Origin of the sequence: Streptomyces sp. NPDC047982 (assembly GCF_043204165.1) — a bacterium.
Lineage (GTDB): Bacteria > Actinomycetota > Actinomycetes > Streptomycetales > Streptomycetaceae > Streptomyces.
This window is the reverse complement of sequence record NZ_JBIDBS010000004.1, coordinates 358,220-373,183: the sequence shown is the minus strand read 5'-3', so window position 1 is coordinate 373,183 and position 14,964 is coordinate 358,220. Positions and strand designations below refer to the sequence as shown.

Sequence of the window (14,964 nt, the reverse complement as noted above, 5' to 3'; positions counted from 1 at the left end):
GGCCCCCGTTTGCACGCACAAGACGCGCCAAAAGGGATGAAATCTCCATAGCGTGGGTTCATGGACCACACGCTGCGCATCCGCCCCGTAGTGAGCAGCATGCTGCTGGCCGCGACCCTGATAGCGGCCGCGACCGCCTGCGGAGCCTCCGACGGCCACCCGCTCGCGGCGAAGCCGTACGACGCGGCGGACGAGATCACCTCCAACCTGCCGGAGGGTGACGAGAAGGCGGACTCCGACCGGCCGATCGAGGTCGGCGTCAAGGACGAGGGCCGGATCACGGACGTGACGGCCACGGACGCGACCGGGCGCCGCCTGGCGGGCGAACTCGACGCCGACGGGAAGCACTGGCGCTCCACCTCCCCGCTCGCCGCGGGCCACCGCTACACCGTGCGGGTCAGCATGGAGGACGACGACGGCGCCCCCGGCAGCCGCACGCTCTCCTTCGAAACCGGCGCCACCAAGAAGAAGACCCTGAAGGTCGCCTTCGGCCCCAAGGCGGGCACCTACGGCGTGGGGCAGCCCATCACCGCGGAACTGAGCGCCCCGATCAAGGACAAGGCCGCCAGGGCCGTCGTGGAACGCGCCCTGAGCGTCCGCTCCACGCCCGCCGTCGTCGGATCCTGGTACTGGGTCGACGACAAGACCCTGCACTACCGCCCCAAGGAGTACTGGCCCGCCAGGGCCAGGATCGACGTCAGCAGCGGCCTGGCGGGCATCAAGGTCACCGACAGCCTCTACGGGGCGCCCACGAAGGCGCTGAAGCTCACCACCGGCGACCGCGTCGAGGCCATCACCGACGCCGCCGCGCACACGATGACCGTCAAGCGTGACGGGAAGGTGGTCAAGACGATTCCGGTCACCACCGGCAAACCCGGCTTCGCCACCCGGAACGGGATCAAGGTGGTGCTGTCCAAGGAGTACTCCGTGCGCATGCGCGGCGAGACGATCGGCATCGCGGCGGGCTCGGACGACTCGTACGACCTGCAGGTCTACTACGCGACACGCGTCACCTGGAGCGGCGAGTACGTCCACGCGGCCCCCTGGTCCACTGGTTCGCAGGGGTACGCGAACGTCAGCCACGGCTGCACGGGCATGACCACCGGCCTGGCCGAGTGGTTCTTCAACACCGTGCGCGAGGGCGACATCGTCGCGGTCGTCGGCAGCGAGGGCGAGACGATGACCCCGTTCGACAACGGCTACGGCGACTGGAACCTGTCCTGGGAGAAATGGCAGAAGGGCAGCGCACTGCGCAAGGACGCCGAGCCGGAACAGGACACGATCCAGGCGGCGCGCCTGCGCCCCCAGGTCTGACCGGCCCGGGGAGTGCGCTGCCCCTCTGAGAGGACGAGAGGACGGACGGAACGGCGGCGGGGCTCAGGTGTTCACGCAGAGCCTGCTGCGCAGCAGGGCCGCCAGTGCGTCCGCGAACTCGACGGGTTCGACCGGATGGGTCACCGCGGCGTCCGCGCGGCTCCAGGTGGCCAGCCAGGCGTCCTGAGGGCGCCCGATCAGCAGCAGGACGGGCGGGCAGCGGAAGACCTCGTCCTTGATCTGCCGGCAGACGCCCATGCCGCCCGCGGGCGCCGTCTCGCCGTCCAGCACACAGGCGTCGATACCACCCCTGTCCAGCGCCTCCAGGACGGCGGGCAGGGTCGCGCACTCCACGTACTCCACCGGAGGCACGTCGGCCGCGGGCCTGCGCCCGGCTGCCAGCCTCACCTGCTCACGGGTATGGGCGTCGTCGCTGTAGACCAGGACCGTGGCGGTCGGCTGCATTGTTCCTCCGTGACATCCGTGTCTGCGGGGCTTTCAGGGCATGAACCGATGCGCGGATCGTACTCCGCCGATGGCCCGTCAGCATCGCCCGCGGAAGCGGATTCCTGGGCCGTTCGAGGAGGGCACACCCGGTTGACACACCGAACGGCACCCCCCCGAGGTGAGGGCGGGATAAGCGACCGACATAATGTCGGTCGTGGCGACAGCAACGACAGTAGAAACCGGGCACGCGCACCCGTCGGTCAATCGACCGAACCTCACCAGCGTCGGAACCATCATCTGGCTGAGTTCCGAGCTGATGTTCTTCGCGGCCCTCTTCGCGATGTACTTCACCCTGCGATCGGTGATGGGACCCGATCACTGGAAGGAGATGGCCGGGCACCTGAACTTCCCGTTCTCGGCGACGAACACCACGATCCTGGTGCTTTCCTCACTCACCTGCCAGCTCGGCGTCTTCGCCGCCGAGCGGGGCGATGTGAAGAAGCTCCGGACCTGGTTCATCATCACGTTCGTGATGGGTTCGATCTTCATCGGAGGCCAGGTCCTCGAGTACACCGAGCTGGTCAAGGAAGCGGGGCTCTCCCTCTCCTCCGACCCGTACGGCTCGGTGTTCTACCTGACGACCGGCTTCCACGGGCTGCACGTGACAGGCGGGCTCATCGCCTTCCTGCTCGTCCTGGGCAGGACGTACGCGGCCAAGAGGTTCACCCACGAACAGGCCACCTCGGCCATCGTCGTGTCCTACTACTGGCACTTCGTCGACGTCGTGTGGATCGGCCTCTTTGCCACGATCTACATGATCAAGTGACCGGGCCCGACCTGAACCGCCTGATCAAGTAACCGGGCTCGACCCGAACCACATCCAGCATCGACGCAGAAGATCCTGACACCGGGGTAATCCGTGAAAAAGCTCTCCGCTCGACGACGCCATCCGTTGGCGGCGGTCGTCGTACTACTCCTCGCGCTGGCGGCTACTGGGGGGCTGTATGCCGCGTTTGCGCCCGCGAGTAAGGCGCAGGCCGACGAAACCGCCCAGTCCCTCGCCATCGACGAGGGCAAGAAGCTGTACACCGTCGGTTGTGCCAGCTGCCACGGGACCGGCGGTCAGGGCACCACCGACGGGCCGCCCCTGGTCGGCGTGGGCTCCGCCGCCGTCGACTTCCAGGTCGGTACGGGCCGTATGCCGGCGCAGCAGCCGGGCGCCCAGGTGCCGAAGAAGAAGAACATCTACAGCCAGGCCGAGATCGACCAGCTCGCGGCGTACGTCGCGTCGCTCGGCGCCGGTCCGATCACGCCGACCAAGAAGCAGCACGACCCCGCCGGCGCGAACGCCGCCAAGGGTGGCGAGCTGTTCCGCAACAACTGCGCCCAGTGTCACAACCTCACCGGCCAGGGCGGTGCGCTGACGAACGGCAAGTACGCGCCCAGCCTCGAGGGCGTGTCGTCGAAGCACCTGTACGAGGCCATGCAGACCGGCCCGCAGAACATGCCGTCCTTCCCGGACACGACGATGCCCGAGCAGCAGAAGCGGGACATCATCGCCTATGTCAAGGCCGTGAACAGCGACGACACCCCGAACCCGGGCGGTCTCTCGCTGGGTGGCCTGGGACCGGTCAGCGAAGGTCTGTTCGCCTGGATCTTCGGTCTCGGCGCCCTGATCGCACTCGCCGTTTGGGTCGCGGCCCACACCGCTAAGGCCAAGAAGTCATGAGTAGCCAAGAGATTCCAGACGAGAACCTGCCTATCGCGCAGGACACCGCGCACGGCGCGGTAGAGGTCGCGGACAACCCGTTCGCCGACCCGGGGCTGCCGGCCCACGAGCCGCGCATCCAGGACATCGACGAGCGGGCGGCGAAGCGTTCCGAGCGCACCGTCGCCATGTTCTTCACGCTGTCGATGCTGGCGACGATCGGCTTCATCGCGTCGTACGTCATCTTCCCGGTCGACAAGATCGTGTACATCTGGCCCGTCGGCCATGTGAGCGCGCTCAACTTCTCCCTGGGGCTGACCCTGGGCGTGGCTCTCTTCGCGATCGGTGCCGGGGCGGTCCACTGGGCGCGCACCCTGATGTCCGACGTGGAGGTCGCCGACGAGCGCCACCCGATCGAGGCCGCTCCCGAGGTCAAGGCGAAGGTCCTGGCGGACTTCGCCGACGGTGCCAAGGAGTCCGCGCTCGGTCGGCGCAAGCTGATCCGCAACACCATGTTCGGCGCGCTGGCACTGGTGCCGCTCTCCGGCGTGGTGCTGCTGCGCGACCTCGGCCCGCTGCCGGAGAAGAAGCTCCGCAAGACGCTGTGGGCCCAGGGCAAGCAGCTCATCAACATGAACACGATGGAGCCGCTGCGTCCCGAGGACGTCGCCGTCGGTTCGCTGACCTTCGCCATGCCCGAGGGCCTGGCGGAGGACGCGCATGACTTCAACAACCAGATCGCCAAGGCAGCGCTGATGATCGTCCGGATTCGGCCGGAGGACATCAAGGACAAGCGCGAGCGCGAGTGGGCGCACGAGGGAATCGTGGCCTTCTCCAAGATCTGCACCCACGTCGGCTGCCCGATCAGCCTTTACGAGCAGCAGACGCACCACGTGCTCTGCCCCTGCCACCAGTCCACCTTCGACCTCTCCGACGGCGCCCGCGTCATCTTCGGCCCGGCCGGTCACGCCCTTCCGCAGCTGCGGATCGGTGTGAACAGCGAGGGCAACCTTGAAGCGCTCGGTGACTTCGAAGAGCCCGTCGGTCCTGCATTCTGGGAGCGCGGATGAGTACTGCGACCACGCAAGCCCCCGGCTCCTCGGCGCCGGGCAATCGCAAGGCACCCGCCGGTGAGCGGGTGGCCGACTGGGCGGACGGCCGGCTGGGGATCTACTCCCTCGCCAAGGCCAACATGCGCAAGATCTTCCCGGACCACTGGTCCTTCATGCTCGGGGAAGTCGCGCTCTACAGCTTCATCATCATCATCCTCACGGGTGTGTATCTGACGCTGTTCTTCCACCCGAGCATGAACGAGGTCGTGTACCACGGCTCGTACGAGCCGATGCAGGGCATCAGGATGTCCGAGGCGTACGCGTCGACGCTGGACATCAGCTTCGACGTCCGCGGTGGTCTGCTGGTCCGCCAGATCCACCACTGGGCCGCGCTGATCTTCCTGGCCGCCATGTTCGTGCACATGATGCGCGTCTTCTTCACGGGCGCCTTCCGCAAGCCGCGCGAGATCAACTGGCTGTTCGGCTTCCTGCTGTTCGTGCTCGGCATGTTCACCGGTTTCACCGGCTACTCGCTCCCGGACGACCTGCTGTCCGGTACGGGTATCCGCTTCACCCAGGGCGCGATCCTGTCCGTGCCGATCGTCGGCACGTACATCTCGATGTTCCTGTTCGGCGGAGAGTTCCCCGGCCACGACTTCGTCGCCCGGTTCTACTCGATCCACATCCTGCTGCTGCCGGGCATCATGCTCGGTCTCGTGGTGGCGCACCTGATCCTGGTCTTCTACCACAAGCACACGCAGTTCCCCGGCCCCGGCCGCACCCAGAAGAACGTCGTCGGCATGCCGCTGCTGCCGGTCTACATGGCGAAGGCGGGCGGGTTCTTCTTCCTGGTCTTCGGCATCATCGCGATCATCTCGGCCATCGCCACGATCAACCCGGTCTGGTCCATCGGCCCGTACCGGCCGGACCAGGTGTCCACCGGTGCCCAGCCCGACTGGTACATGGGCTTCGCCGAGGGTCTGATCCGAGTGATGCCTGGCTGGGAGATCAATCTGTGGGGCCACACGCTCGTCCTGGGTGTGTTCATCCCGCTGGCGCTCTTCGGAGTGGTACTCGCGGTCATCGCGGTCTACCCGTTCATCGAGTCCTGGGTCACCGGTGACAAGCGTGAGCACCACCTGCTGGACCGCCCGCGCAACGCCCCGACCCGGACGGCCTTCGGCGTCGCCTGGATCACGGTGTACGTCATCGTCTTCATCGGCGGTGGCAACGACCTGTGGGCCACGCACTTCCACCTGTCGATCAACGCCATCACCTGGTTCATCCGGATCTTCATCTTCGCGGGCCCGGTCATCGCGTTCGTCGTCACCCGGCGGATCTGCCTCGGCCTCCAGCGCCGCGACAAGGAGAAGGTGCTGCACGGGCGCGAGTCCGGCATCATCAAGCGCCTGCCGCACGGTGAGTTCGTCGAGGTCCACGAGCCGCTCGGCCCCGAGCAGCTGCACACGCTCACGGCGCACGAGCAGTACGAGCCGGTCGAGATCGGCCCGACGGTCGACGAGAACGGTGTCGAGCGCAAGGTCTCCGCGATGCAGAAGCTGCGCGCCCGGCTCAGCAAGGGCTACTACGGCGAGAACAACCAGATCGCCAAGCCCACCGTCGAGGAGTACAAGGAGATCACCAGCGGCCACGGTCACCACTGATCGCCTGAACTGATCGCCACAGCGGGAGCCCCGTCCATCCGATGGACGGGGCTCTTCGCTGTCCGCCACCCTCGATAGGGTGGAAGTCGAACCCTCTTATCGGCTGTGGACCCCAGGAGCGGACCATGAACGTTGTGACCCCGGTCGGCGGCGACAGCGTGGCGGACCGTTCCTGGCCCGGCGTGCTGAACCCGCTGCTGCGCGGCGAGGACCTGAGCGCGGACGACACCGCGTGGGCGATGGACCGCATCATGAGCGGCGAGGCGACCGATGTGCAGATCGCCGGTTTCGCCGTGGCCCTGCGCGCCAAGGGCGAGACGGTCGAGGAGGTGTCCGGCCTGGTGCGCGCGATGTACGAGCACGCCAACACCATCGACGTCCCCGGCCACACGGTCGACATCGTCGGCACCGGCGGCGACCTCGCCAAGACGGTCAACATCTCCACGATGGCGGCGGTCGTCGTCGCGGGCACCGGTGCCAAGGTCGTCAAGCACGGCAACCGCGCCTCCTCGTCGGCGAGCGGCTCCTCCGACGTGCTGGAGAAGCTCGGCGTCAACCTGGAGCTCAGCGCGCGGCGTGTGGCCGAGGTCGCCGAGGAGGCGGGCATCACCTTCTGCTTCGCCGTGAAGTTCCACCCCGCGCTGCGTCACGCGGCCCGCGCCCGCAAGGAGTTGGGCGCGCAGACCACGTTCAACGTTCTCGGCCCGCTCACCAACCCGGCCCGGGTGCGGGCCCAGGCGGTCGGCGTCGCCGATCTGCGGATGGCGCCCATCGTCGCCGGGGTCCTCGCCGAACGGGGCAACTCGGCGCTCGTCTTCCGCGGCGACGACGGGCTCGACGAGCTGACGACGACCGCGACCTCGCGGGTCTGGGTGGTCCGGGACGGCGCGGTGCGCGAGGAGGCGTTCGACCCGCGCGCCATCGGTCTGGAACTGGTCCCGGCCGAGGCGCTGCGCGGCGGTGACGCCTCGTACAACGCGGATGTGGCCCGCCGGGTGCTGGCCGGTGAGCACGGGCCCATACGGGAGGCCGTGCTCCTCAACTCGGCGGCGGCGCTGGTGGCCCTGGACCCGACGGACGGCACGCTGAACGAACAGCTCGCCGCCGGGGTCGCGAAGGCCGCCGAATCCATCGATTCCGGGGCGGCACGGCGGGCGCTGGAGAGGTGGGTGGCGGCCAGCAACGCGTCGCGGACCGCCGGCTGAACGCTGGCCGGCGGTCTTCGAGCCGACGGGATGTCACGTGGGGCGCGGTCCGGATCCTGGACCGCGCCCTTGCGCGTTCGCAGACGTATGGCAGGATGCAGGCAGGTCATGAGTGACAGCGACTACGGCCCCGGCCCGCTGTCCGGCAACCCTCCGTCCGTGGCGGGGTGCCCCGGGTGAAGACCGGGCCGCAGGCAGCGAGGTCTGCGGCAAGCGCGGGCCCCTCGGCATCTGCGAATGCCAACCCCCGGGGTCCTGGTCCCTAGGGAGTCTCTTGTGAGCACGCGAATGCGCTAGGGCGTTCCGGCCCTTTTCCGCACCCCTTTTCTCTTGTCGCTGCGCTGCCGCGTATCCGCCGGCGCACGCTTTTCGCCTGCCTGTTACGGGAGTTCGCCATGTCTGTCCTCACCGCTGCCGCCGACCAGTCGCTTTGTACCCCCTTGCCGGTTCTGGGTCAGGACGTAACGGTTCCGCTGGTCACAGGTGGTGAAGTCACCTATGCCGCACTCGACTACGCCGCCAGCGCCCCGGCCCTCCAGCGCGTCTGGGACGACGTCGCCGCGTACGCTCCGTACTACGGCAGCGTCCACCGCGGGGCCGGGTACCTCTCGCAACTGTCCACGGACCTCTTCGAGAACAGCCGCGCGACCGTCGCGGAGTTCCTCGGCTGTCGCCCTGACGACCAGGTGGTCTTCACCCGCTCGACCACCGACTCGCTCAACCTGCTGGCCGCGGTCGTCCCCGCCGACTGCCAGGTGTTCGTGTACGAGACCGAGCACCACGCCTCGCTGCTGCCGTGGCGCGACGCCCGGGTGACGTACCTGAACGCCCCGCGCACCCCGGCCCAGGCCGTCGAGACGCTGGAGCGGGCGCTCGCCGACCGCGACCCTTCCCCGAGCTCTCAACTCCGTTCGAGCAGGGGAGGCCCCATCGGCCCCGCGCTGGTCTGCGTCACCGGCGCCTCCAACGTCACCGGCGAACTGTGGCCGGTCAGGGAACTGGCGGCCGCCGCCCACGCGCACGGCGCCCGGATCGTGCTGGACGCCGCGCAGCTCGCCCCGCACCACCCCGTCGACATCACCGGCCTGGACGTCGACTGGGTCGCCTTCTCCGGGCACAAGCTGTACGCGCCGTTCGGTTCGGGCGTGCTCGCGGGCCGGGCCGACTGGCTCCGGGACGCCGAACCGTACCTGGCCGGCGGCGGCGCCTCGCGAGGCGTCGCCCGGCGTGCCGACGGCGGCGTGGACGTCGAGTGGCACACCACCCCGGCCCGTCACGAGGCCGGTTCCCCCAACGTCATCGGCGTGTACTCCATCGCCTCCGCCTGCAAGGCGCTCACCGAGGCGGGCTTCGACGGCCTGGTCGCCCGGGAGCAGCGCCTCGTCGCCGCCGTCCGCGCCGGGCTCGCCGAGGTCCCCGAGGTCACGGTGCTCTCGCTGTTCGGCGACGACGCCCCCCGGGTCGGCGTGATCTCGTTCGTGGTGGAGGGCTGGAACAGCTCGCACTTCGCCGCGGCGCTCTCCGCCGAGTACGGCATCGGGGTGCGTGACGGACTGTTCTGCGCCCACCCGCTGGTCCGTACGCTGCTGGGCGGCGATCCGCAGCAGGGCGGCGCGTGCGGCGCGCCGGAGGCCGCGCCGGGGGAGCTCTCGCTCAACGCGATCCGGGTGAGCTTCGGCGCCGGTACGCCCGACGAGCACATCGAGCGCTTCGTACGGGCGGTCAAGGAACTGGTCGGACAGGGCGCCCGGTGGACGTACCGCACCGAGGGCGGCCGCTGCGTGCCGGACCGGGGCGAGGCGCAGCTCTGACGGGCGCGTGACACCCGGGTGGGGCGGGACCGCCTCCCACCGGGGTCGGGTGCCGGGCGGCGGACGCCGGTGCCGTGACCGGAAGGGTTCACCGGCTCGCGACGGGGGCAAACGCCGCCTGATGCGGCACTGAGGGCTGTCCCGTACTCCCTGGCGGGCGCACGACGACAGCTACGGCGCCTCGCCGCGTTGTCGGAACGCCCACATACGTCCAGTATGCGGGCGCCCCTCCGCCTTGCGATGCACCGCATCCGACGCCGCGCGCTGCTACACCAGGGATTACGGGACAGCCCTTAGGCGTCGAGGCCGATGTTGAAGGCGGCCTCCAGGTCGTGCTGCGAGTACGTGCGGAAGGCCACGTGCGTGTCGGTGGCCTCGACGCCGGGGATCTTGCTGATCCGGCCGGGGATCACGTCCGCCAGGTCGTCGTGCCGGGCCACCCGGACCATGGCGATCAGGTCGTAGGTGCCGGTGACGGAGAAGACCTCGCTGACGTTGTCCAGTGCGGCGATGGCCTCGGCGATCTCGGGAATCCGGTCCACGCTGGTCTTGATGAGCACGATCGCGCTGATCACGGCTGGTTCTCTCCCTCGGTGGCCGCTTCTGGGGCCTTCACTCTATCCGCACGCCGGTAGCGTCCCCAGGCGTAGACGAAGCCGAGGGCGAAGCCGACCACGTGGGCCAGATAGGCCACCCCGGGCCCGCCGTCGCCGGAGTTCCGGACCGCCAGCCACTGCAGGACGAACCAGAAGATCAGCACGATCCACGCGGGGAAGCGCAGCGGCAGGAAGAAGAGGAACGGGAACAGGCTGGTGACCCGGGCCCTGGGGAACAGGTAGAGGAAGGCCCCCAGCACCGCCGAGATGGCCCCCGACGCGCCGACCAGCGTCTGGTCGGACGTGGCGTGCGCGGCGGCGTAGGCGACCAGCGCGAGATAGCCGCAGACGACGTAGAAGAGGGTGAACTCGGCGCGGCCCATGCGTTCCTCGGCCATCGCCCCGAAAACGTACAGGAACAGCATGTTCCCGAGCAGATGCAGCCAGCTTCCGTGCACGAAGAGGGCGGTGAGCGGGGTGAGCAGGACGCGGCCGGAACCGTTCCACAGCTCGTTCGGGATCACCCCCCAGCGTTCGAAGTAGCCGGCCTGTGCGGCGAGCGCGGCATCGGCGGTGCCCTGGGGCGGGCGGAGACCGGAGAGCGGGCCGAACACGAAGATCAGGCAGCACACCGCGATCAGGGTGTGGGTGACCAGCGGTCCGCGGGAGGTGACCGTCCGTAGGAGTTCGCTGGTCAGCCTGCCGGCCGCACCTCGCAGATCGATCATGAACAGAGCATGACGCAAGCGGAGGGAACGGGACAGACCGCCTCGCCGTGTCGGGCGGACGCGGGGAAGCCGTAGGGTTACCGGGGGACATCCGCAGTTCGACGGCGCACCGCGAGATCCTTGAAGCAGACGGCACGAGGCTCGACGAAAGAGGACGCAACGATGACGACGGTTCCGCAGCCGACCGACGGGACCCGCTGGCGCTGCACGCTGTGCGGAAACCTCACGCGTTTCGATGTGACGCGCTCCTCCAAGGTCGTCGAGTACGTGCACCTCGACCTGGCTGGGGAGGCCACCGTCGAGGAGCGTGAGGTGGTCAGTGAGACCATCGAGTCGGTGCGTTGCCGTTGGTGCAACGCGGTGGATCAGATCGAACTGGTCGCCAGGCCGGGTGCCGACTCCTGACGGAGCCGCGCGTACAGACAATCGATTTTGGGGTGACGGATGGTGGAGCAGCCCGCAAGCGGCGCCGAACCGGCCGAGGCGGCCGACGGCGCTGTCGAGGCGCTCGACCGCCCGCTGCCCGAAGGTGTGCGGCGGCGGGTCGTCGCGCTGGTCTCGGACGCATTCGGTGGCCTGACCGTCGGCGAACTCCCGGCCGCGCTGAGACAGTACGCCCGCTTCACACCGACCCGGCGTGCCAAGTTCGCCGGGAACGCGATGGCGGCGGCGCTGGAGAGCGACGCGCTGTTCCGGCAGCGTATCGGTGAACGGCTCGGGGAGCAGCAGCCGGAGCTGGCCGCTGCCCTGGAGTCCGGTTCGCCGCCCGCCGCCGCCGATCCCGTCGACGTCGCCGCGGCCGCCTACGTGCTGCGTCCGGCAGGCTGGGTGAAGCTGGTCGCCGCCGCGGGCGAGGAGGTCCAGCGCGCCGAGGCCGAGCGCGCCGACGAGGCGAGCCGCCGCGAGCTGGAACGGCTGCGCGAGGAGCTCGCCCAGGCCCGGGCTCAGACGAAGAGCGAGACGGAACGGCTGCGCGCCGAACTGGACGCCGCCCGCAAGGAGGCCGAGTCCCTCCAGCGCAAGCTGCGCAGCGCGGTCAACGACGTCAGGCGCGGCGAGGCCGCGCTGCGCCGCAGCCGGGCCGAGGCCGACGTCGTACGCGCCGAGGCGGCTGCCCAGGTCTCGGCGGCGGAGAGCGAGGCCCGCCGGCTCAAGGCGCGGCTCGGCGAGGCCGAGGCATCCGTCGAGGCGGGCCGCAGGGCCGCGCGGGAGGGCCGCTCGGTCGAGGACATGCGACTGCGGCTGCTGTTGGACACGGTGCTCGACGCGGCCCGGGGGCTGCGCCGTGAACTGGCCCTGCCCCCGGCCTCGATCCGCCCGGCGGACGGGGTCGACGCGGTCGAACCCGGCCGGATGTCGCCCAAGGACATTGCCGCCAGGGCGCTTTCGGAGAACGATCCGGCCCTGCTCGACCAACTGCTCGCGCTGCCGCAGGCGCACCTGATCGTGGACGGCTACAACGTCACCAAGACCGGCTACCCGCAACTGCCGTTGGAGAAGCAGCGGTTGCGGCTGCTCGGTGGTCTCGCGGTGCTCGCCGCGCAGACCGGCGCGGAAATGACCTGTGTCTTCGACGGGGCCGAACTCGCCGCCCCGGTGCTGCTCGCGCCGCCGCGCGGCGTCCGCGTGCTGTTCAGCAAGCCGGGCGTGACCGCGGACGAGCTGATCCGCCAACTGGCCCGTGCCGAACCGCCGGGACGCCCGGTCGTGGTGGTCTCCACCGACCGAGAGGTCGCCGACGGGGTGGCGAAGGCGGGCGCCCGACCCGTCGCGTCCGCCTTGCTCCTGAAGCGTCTTTCGCGCGTCTCATGACGGTTGTCGCGACTCGCCGGATTTCAGGGAACGGACCGTCAGGCCCTCACTACGGCCTGTGTGATATGGGTAAAGAAGTGCCTGCTGTGGTGAGATTTTTCCGTTGAGGATTTGAACTGATCACAAGTTGGTCACTAGGGTCACCCTCGAACCTTCGCTCGGTTGATCACCCATCCGGGGTGACGGCGAAGGACCCGCCGAGTCCGTGACGTGCACGGAGCCGGGGACCCGAGCCCCCCCACAGCCCGGTAGGCGGCCGGAGGAAGAAGGAGATCGCCTTCGTGGCGTCCCACCGTCGTCCCAAGCAGCCGAGCCGCGCCCGTGTGACCGTGCTCACCGCGACCGCCGCCGCAGCCGTGGCCCTGTCCTCCCAGGCGGCCCAGGCCGACCCCAAGCCCTCCAAGAACGAGGTCAAGGCGGAGATCGAAAAGCTCGGCCACGAGGCCGGCGAGGCCAACGAGCAGTACTACGGCGCCAAGGAGAAGCAGCAGAAGCTGGAGAAGGAAGTCAGCGCGCTGCAGGACAAGGTGGCCCGCGGTCAGGAGGAGATCAACAACCTGCGCAGCGGCCTCGGTTCGCTCGCCGCCGCGCAGTACCGCTCCGGCGGCCTCGACCCGTCGGTGCAGCTCTTCCTCTCCTCGGACCCGGACACCTTCCTCGACGAGGCGTCGGCGCTCGGCCAGTTGACGGCCAAGCAGGCCGAGGCTCTCAAGAAGATCCAGGAGAAGCAGCGGTCCCTCGCCCAGGAGCGCAAGGAGGCCCAGGACAAGCTGGGTGACCTCGCGGACGCCCGCAAGGTGATGGGGGAGAAGAAGAAGCAGCTCCAGGCCAGGCTCACCAAGGCGCGCCAGCTGCTCAACACGCTGACCGCCGCCGAGCGCGCGAAGATGCAGGAGGCCGAACAGCGCTCCAGCCGCGCCGACCGCGCCTCCGTCGACCGGGGCGACCTCGGCAACGAGGCCCCCGCGTCCGCCCGCGGTGCGGCCGCCCTGAGCGCCGCGGCCACCCAGATCGGCAAGCCGTACCGCTCCGGCGGCACCGGCCCCAACTCGTTCGACTGCTCCGGGCTGACCCAGTGGGCCTACGCCCAGGCCAATGTCTCCATCTCCCGGGTCACGTACACGCAGGTCAACGACGGCCCCCGGATCGGGCGCAGCGCGCTGAAGCCGGGCGACCTGGTCTTCTTCAACAACACCTCGCACGTGGGCCTCTACGCGGGCAACAACACCGTCCTGCACGCCCCGTACCCGGGCACGTCCGTCCGCTACGAGTCGATGAACACCATGGGCAGCTTCCAGTTCGGCGTGCGCGTCGCCTGACGACGCCCGAACGGGCGAATTCCCGCGCCCCGCACGATCGTCCGCCCCGCCGGAGACCACAGGTCACCGGCGGGGCGTCCGCGTTTTTGCCGCAGGCCCGTCCATCGAGGTCCTTGGTCGCTCCGTAGCCGTACGACTACTGTCTGCCTGCTGTGCGGCTCCCGTCGTCGGTCCGCCCGTCCGGGCGGCAGGGGCCGCGCACATCTGCGTACAGCGGAAGGGAGCGCGGCGTCCTGTGGTGTCCCATCGCCGTTCCACACAGCCCGGCCTCAACCGGGGTGCCAGGGCCACTGTTCTGTCCGCCGCGGCGGCGACCGCCGCCGCCACGCTCGGGGCGGCCACCGCGAACGCCGACCCGCAGGACACGCCCCGGAGCGTGAAGGCCCGGATCGACCGGCTGTACGTCGAGGCCGAGCGCGCCACCGAGCAGTACGACAGGGCCGGGGAGAACGCCGACCGGCTGCGCGACGAGGTGAACCGGGCGCGCGACCGGGCGGCCCGGGGGCAGGAACACCTCAACCGGATGAGCGAGTCGCTCGGTTCGCTGGCCACCGCGCAGTACCGCTCCGGCGGTGTGGACCCCTCGCTCGCCCTGCTGCTCTCCTGCGACCCGGGCAGCTACCTCGAACGGGCCGCCGCCCTGGAACGCCTGACGGAACGTCAAGTCGCCGAGGTGCGGGAGTTCCGGCAGACCCGGCGCTCCCTCGAACAGACCCGTGCGGAGGCCACCGGGGCCCTGGCCGAACTGGAACGCAACCGCGAGGCCGCCGCCCGCCACAAACGGACCGTCGAGCGCAAACTCGCCCAGGCCGAGCGACTGCTGGACACGCTGTCCGGAGCCGACCGGGCGGACTTCGCCCGCGCCTCCCGTTCCGGCCGCGAGGACGTGTTCGTGACGGCGGCCGGACTGCCGCCCGGCTCCGCACGGGCGGCCGTCGCCGTCATGGCGGTCCAACAGGCCCTGGGCAAGCCCTACGTCTGGGGGGCCAACGGACCCGACGGCTTCGACTGCTCCGGACTCATGCAGTGGGCGTACGCCCGGGCCGGTGTCAGCCTGCCGCGCACCTCGCAGGCCCAGCGGCATGCGGGACACACGGTGTCGCTGTCCCAGGCACGCCCCGGGGACCTGGTCGCGTACCGCGCCGACGCCAGCCACATCGGCATGTACGTGGGCAACGGCCAGGTCATCCACGCCCCCTACCCCGGCGCCCCGGTGCGGTACGACCCCGTCGGCATGATGCCGGTCTCCTCGGTCACCCGCGTCTGACCGGCCGTCCGGGCCCGGCCGCCCGGGCCCGGCCCGTACCC

At 69.8% G+C, this 14,964-nt stretch carries 14 protein-coding genes and 1 riboswitch; of the genes, 11 read left to right on the top strand and 3 right to left on the bottom strand.

The window, feature by feature from the left end; translation table 11 throughout:
• The first annotated feature begins 60 nt into the window (after positions 1-60).
• On the top strand, positions 61-1,314 hold the full coding sequence (locus ACGF2V_RS07195) for an Ig-like domain-containing protein (RefSeq protein WP_362703943.1): 1,254 nt from the start codon (positions 61-63) through the stop codon (positions 1,312-1,314).
• A gap of 63 nt (positions 1,315-1,377) precedes the next feature.
• On the opposite strand, the gene ACGF2V_RS07190 is transcribed toward ACGF2V_RS07195, so the two are convergent.
• Positions 1,378-1,779 (bottom strand): hypothetical protein, encoded by a 402-nt coding sequence (locus tag ACGF2V_RS07190; protein WP_362703940.1) that lies wholly within the window; start codon positions 1,777-1,779, stop codon positions 1,378-1,380.
• Between the two features lie 187 nt (positions 1,780-1,966).
• On the opposite strand from ACGF2V_RS07190, the gene ACGF2V_RS07185 reads away from it, so the two are divergent.
• The 6 genes from ACGF2V_RS07185 (at position 1,967) to ACGF2V_RS07160 (ending at position 9,201) form a co-directional block, all read left to right on the top strand.
• Positions 1,967-2,587 carry a heme-copper oxidase subunit III gene (locus tag ACGF2V_RS07185; protein WP_351518526.1) on the top strand — a complete coding sequence of 207 codons (621 nt, stop codon included), beginning with the start codon at positions 1,967-1,969 and terminating at the stop codon, positions 2,585-2,587.
• A gap of 93 nt (positions 2,588-2,680) precedes the next feature.
• A complete protein-coding gene (locus ACGF2V_RS07180) occupies positions 2,681-3,490 on the top strand; it encodes a c-type cytochrome (RefSeq protein ID WP_362628042.1) in 810 nt (269 codons plus the stop codon).
• Positions 3,487-4,539 carry a Rieske 2Fe-2S domain-containing protein gene (locus ACGF2V_RS07175; protein ID WP_362628045.1) on the top strand — a complete coding sequence of 351 codons (1,053 nt, stop codon included), beginning with the start codon at positions 3,487-3,489 and terminating at the stop codon, positions 4,537-4,539. The genes ACGF2V_RS07180 and ACGF2V_RS07175 overlap by 4 nt, the downstream gene beginning before the upstream one ends.
• On the top strand, positions 4,536-6,185 hold the full coding sequence (locus ACGF2V_RS07170; RefSeq protein WP_362628048.1) for a ubiquinol-cytochrome c reductase cytochrome b subunit: 1,650 nt from the start codon (positions 4,536-4,538) through the stop codon (positions 6,183-6,185). Before ACGF2V_RS07175 ends, ACGF2V_RS07170 begins: the two co-directional genes overlap by 4 nt.
• A 125-nt stretch (positions 6,186-6,310) precedes the next feature.
• On the top strand, positions 6,311-7,390 hold the full coding sequence (gene trpD / locus ACGF2V_RS07165; protein WP_362703937.1) for an anthranilate phosphoribosyltransferase: 1,080 nt from the start codon (positions 6,311-6,313) through the stop codon (positions 7,388-7,390).
• A 104-nt stretch (positions 7,391-7,494) separates the two neighbouring features.
• A riboswitch (SAM riboswitch) is annotated at positions 7,495-7,612 on the top strand.
• 173 nt (positions 7,613-7,785) lie between these two features.
• Positions 7,786-9,201 (top strand): aminotransferase class V-fold PLP-dependent enzyme, encoded by a 1,416-nt coding sequence (locus ACGF2V_RS07160; RefSeq protein ID WP_362628054.1) that lies wholly within the window; start codon positions 7,786-7,788, stop codon positions 9,199-9,201.
• Positions 9,202-9,494: 293 nt separating this feature from the next.
• Here ACGF2V_RS07160 and ACGF2V_RS07155 read toward each other — a convergent pair whose 3' ends face one another.
• Both ACGF2V_RS07155 and ACGF2V_RS07150 read right to left on the bottom strand, forming a co-directional pair.
• Positions 9,495-9,776 carry an Lrp/AsnC family transcriptional regulator gene (locus ACGF2V_RS07155; protein ID WP_073782239.1) on the bottom strand — a complete coding sequence of 94 codons (282 nt, stop codon included), beginning with the start codon at positions 9,774-9,776 and terminating at the stop codon, positions 9,495-9,497.
• Complete coding sequence (locus tag ACGF2V_RS07150; protein WP_362628057.1) at positions 9,773-10,525, bottom strand: rhomboid family intramembrane serine protease; 753 nt, start codon at positions 10,523-10,525, stop codon at positions 9,773-9,775. Before ACGF2V_RS07150 ends, ACGF2V_RS07155 begins: the two co-directional genes overlap by 4 nt.
• A gap of 162 nt (positions 10,526-10,687) precedes the next feature.
• On the opposite strand from ACGF2V_RS07150, the gene ACGF2V_RS07145 reads away from it, so the two are divergent.
• From ACGF2V_RS07145 to ACGF2V_RS07130, 4 genes are all read left to right on the top strand, one after another.
• Positions 10,688-10,930: a hypothetical protein gene (locus ACGF2V_RS07145; protein WP_073782241.1), complete on the top strand. Its 243-nt coding sequence runs from the start codon at positions 10,688-10,690 to the stop codon at positions 10,928-10,930.
• Between the two features lie 42 nt (positions 10,931-10,972).
• Positions 10,973-12,337, top strand: a complete 1,365-nt coding sequence (locus tag ACGF2V_RS07140) for an NYN domain-containing protein (RefSeq protein ID WP_362628093.1) — start codon at positions 10,973-10,975, stop codon at positions 12,335-12,337.
• A gap of 281 nt (positions 12,338-12,618) precedes the next feature.
• Positions 12,619-13,656 carry an NlpC/P60 family protein gene (locus ACGF2V_RS07135; RefSeq protein ID WP_362703935.1) on the top strand — a complete coding sequence of 346 codons (1,038 nt, stop codon included), beginning with the start codon at positions 12,619-12,621 and terminating at the stop codon, positions 13,654-13,656.
• 235 nt (positions 13,657-13,891) lie between these two features.
• Positions 13,892-14,923: an NlpC/P60 family protein gene (locus ACGF2V_RS07130; protein WP_362703932.1), complete on the top strand. Its 1,032-nt coding sequence runs from the start codon at positions 13,892-13,894 to the stop codon at positions 14,921-14,923.
• The last annotated feature ends 41 nt before the right edge of the window (positions 14,924-14,964 follow it).

Excerpts from the sequence above, each read along its gene's own strand:
- ACGF2V_RS07195 (WP_362703943.1), top strand. The coding sequence starts at position 61 with ATGGACCACACGCTGCGCATCCGCCCCGTAGTGAGCAGCATGCTGCTG.
- ACGF2V_RS07190 (WP_362703940.1), bottom strand. The coding sequence starts at position 1,779 with ATGCAGCCGACCGCCACGGTCCTGGTCTACAGCGACGACGCCCATACC.
- ACGF2V_RS07185 (WP_351518526.1), top strand. The coding sequence starts at position 1,967 with ATGTCGGTCGTGGCGACAGCAACGACAGTAGAAACCGGGCACGCGCAC.
- ACGF2V_RS07175 (WP_362628045.1), top strand. The coding sequence starts at position 3,487 with ATGAGTAGCCAAGAGATTCCAGACGAGAACCTGCCTATCGCGCAGGAC.
- ACGF2V_RS07170 (WP_362628048.1), top strand. The coding sequence starts at position 4,536 with ATGAGTACTGCGACCACGCAAGCCCCCGGCTCCTCGGCGCCGGGCAAT.
- trpD (WP_362703937.1), top strand. The coding sequence starts at position 6,311 with ATGAACGTTGTGACCCCGGTCGGCGGCGACAGCGTGGCGGACCGTTCC.
- ACGF2V_RS07160 (WP_362628054.1), top strand. The coding sequence starts at position 7,786 with ATGTCTGTCCTCACCGCTGCCGCCGACCAGTCGCTTTGTACCCCCTTG.
- ACGF2V_RS07150 (WP_362628057.1), bottom strand. The coding sequence starts at position 10,525 with ATGATCGATCTGCGAGGTGCGGCCGGCAGGCTGACCAGCGAACTCCTA.
- ACGF2V_RS07145 (WP_073782241.1), top strand. The coding sequence starts at position 10,688 with ATGACGACGGTTCCGCAGCCGACCGACGGGACCCGCTGGCGCTGCACG.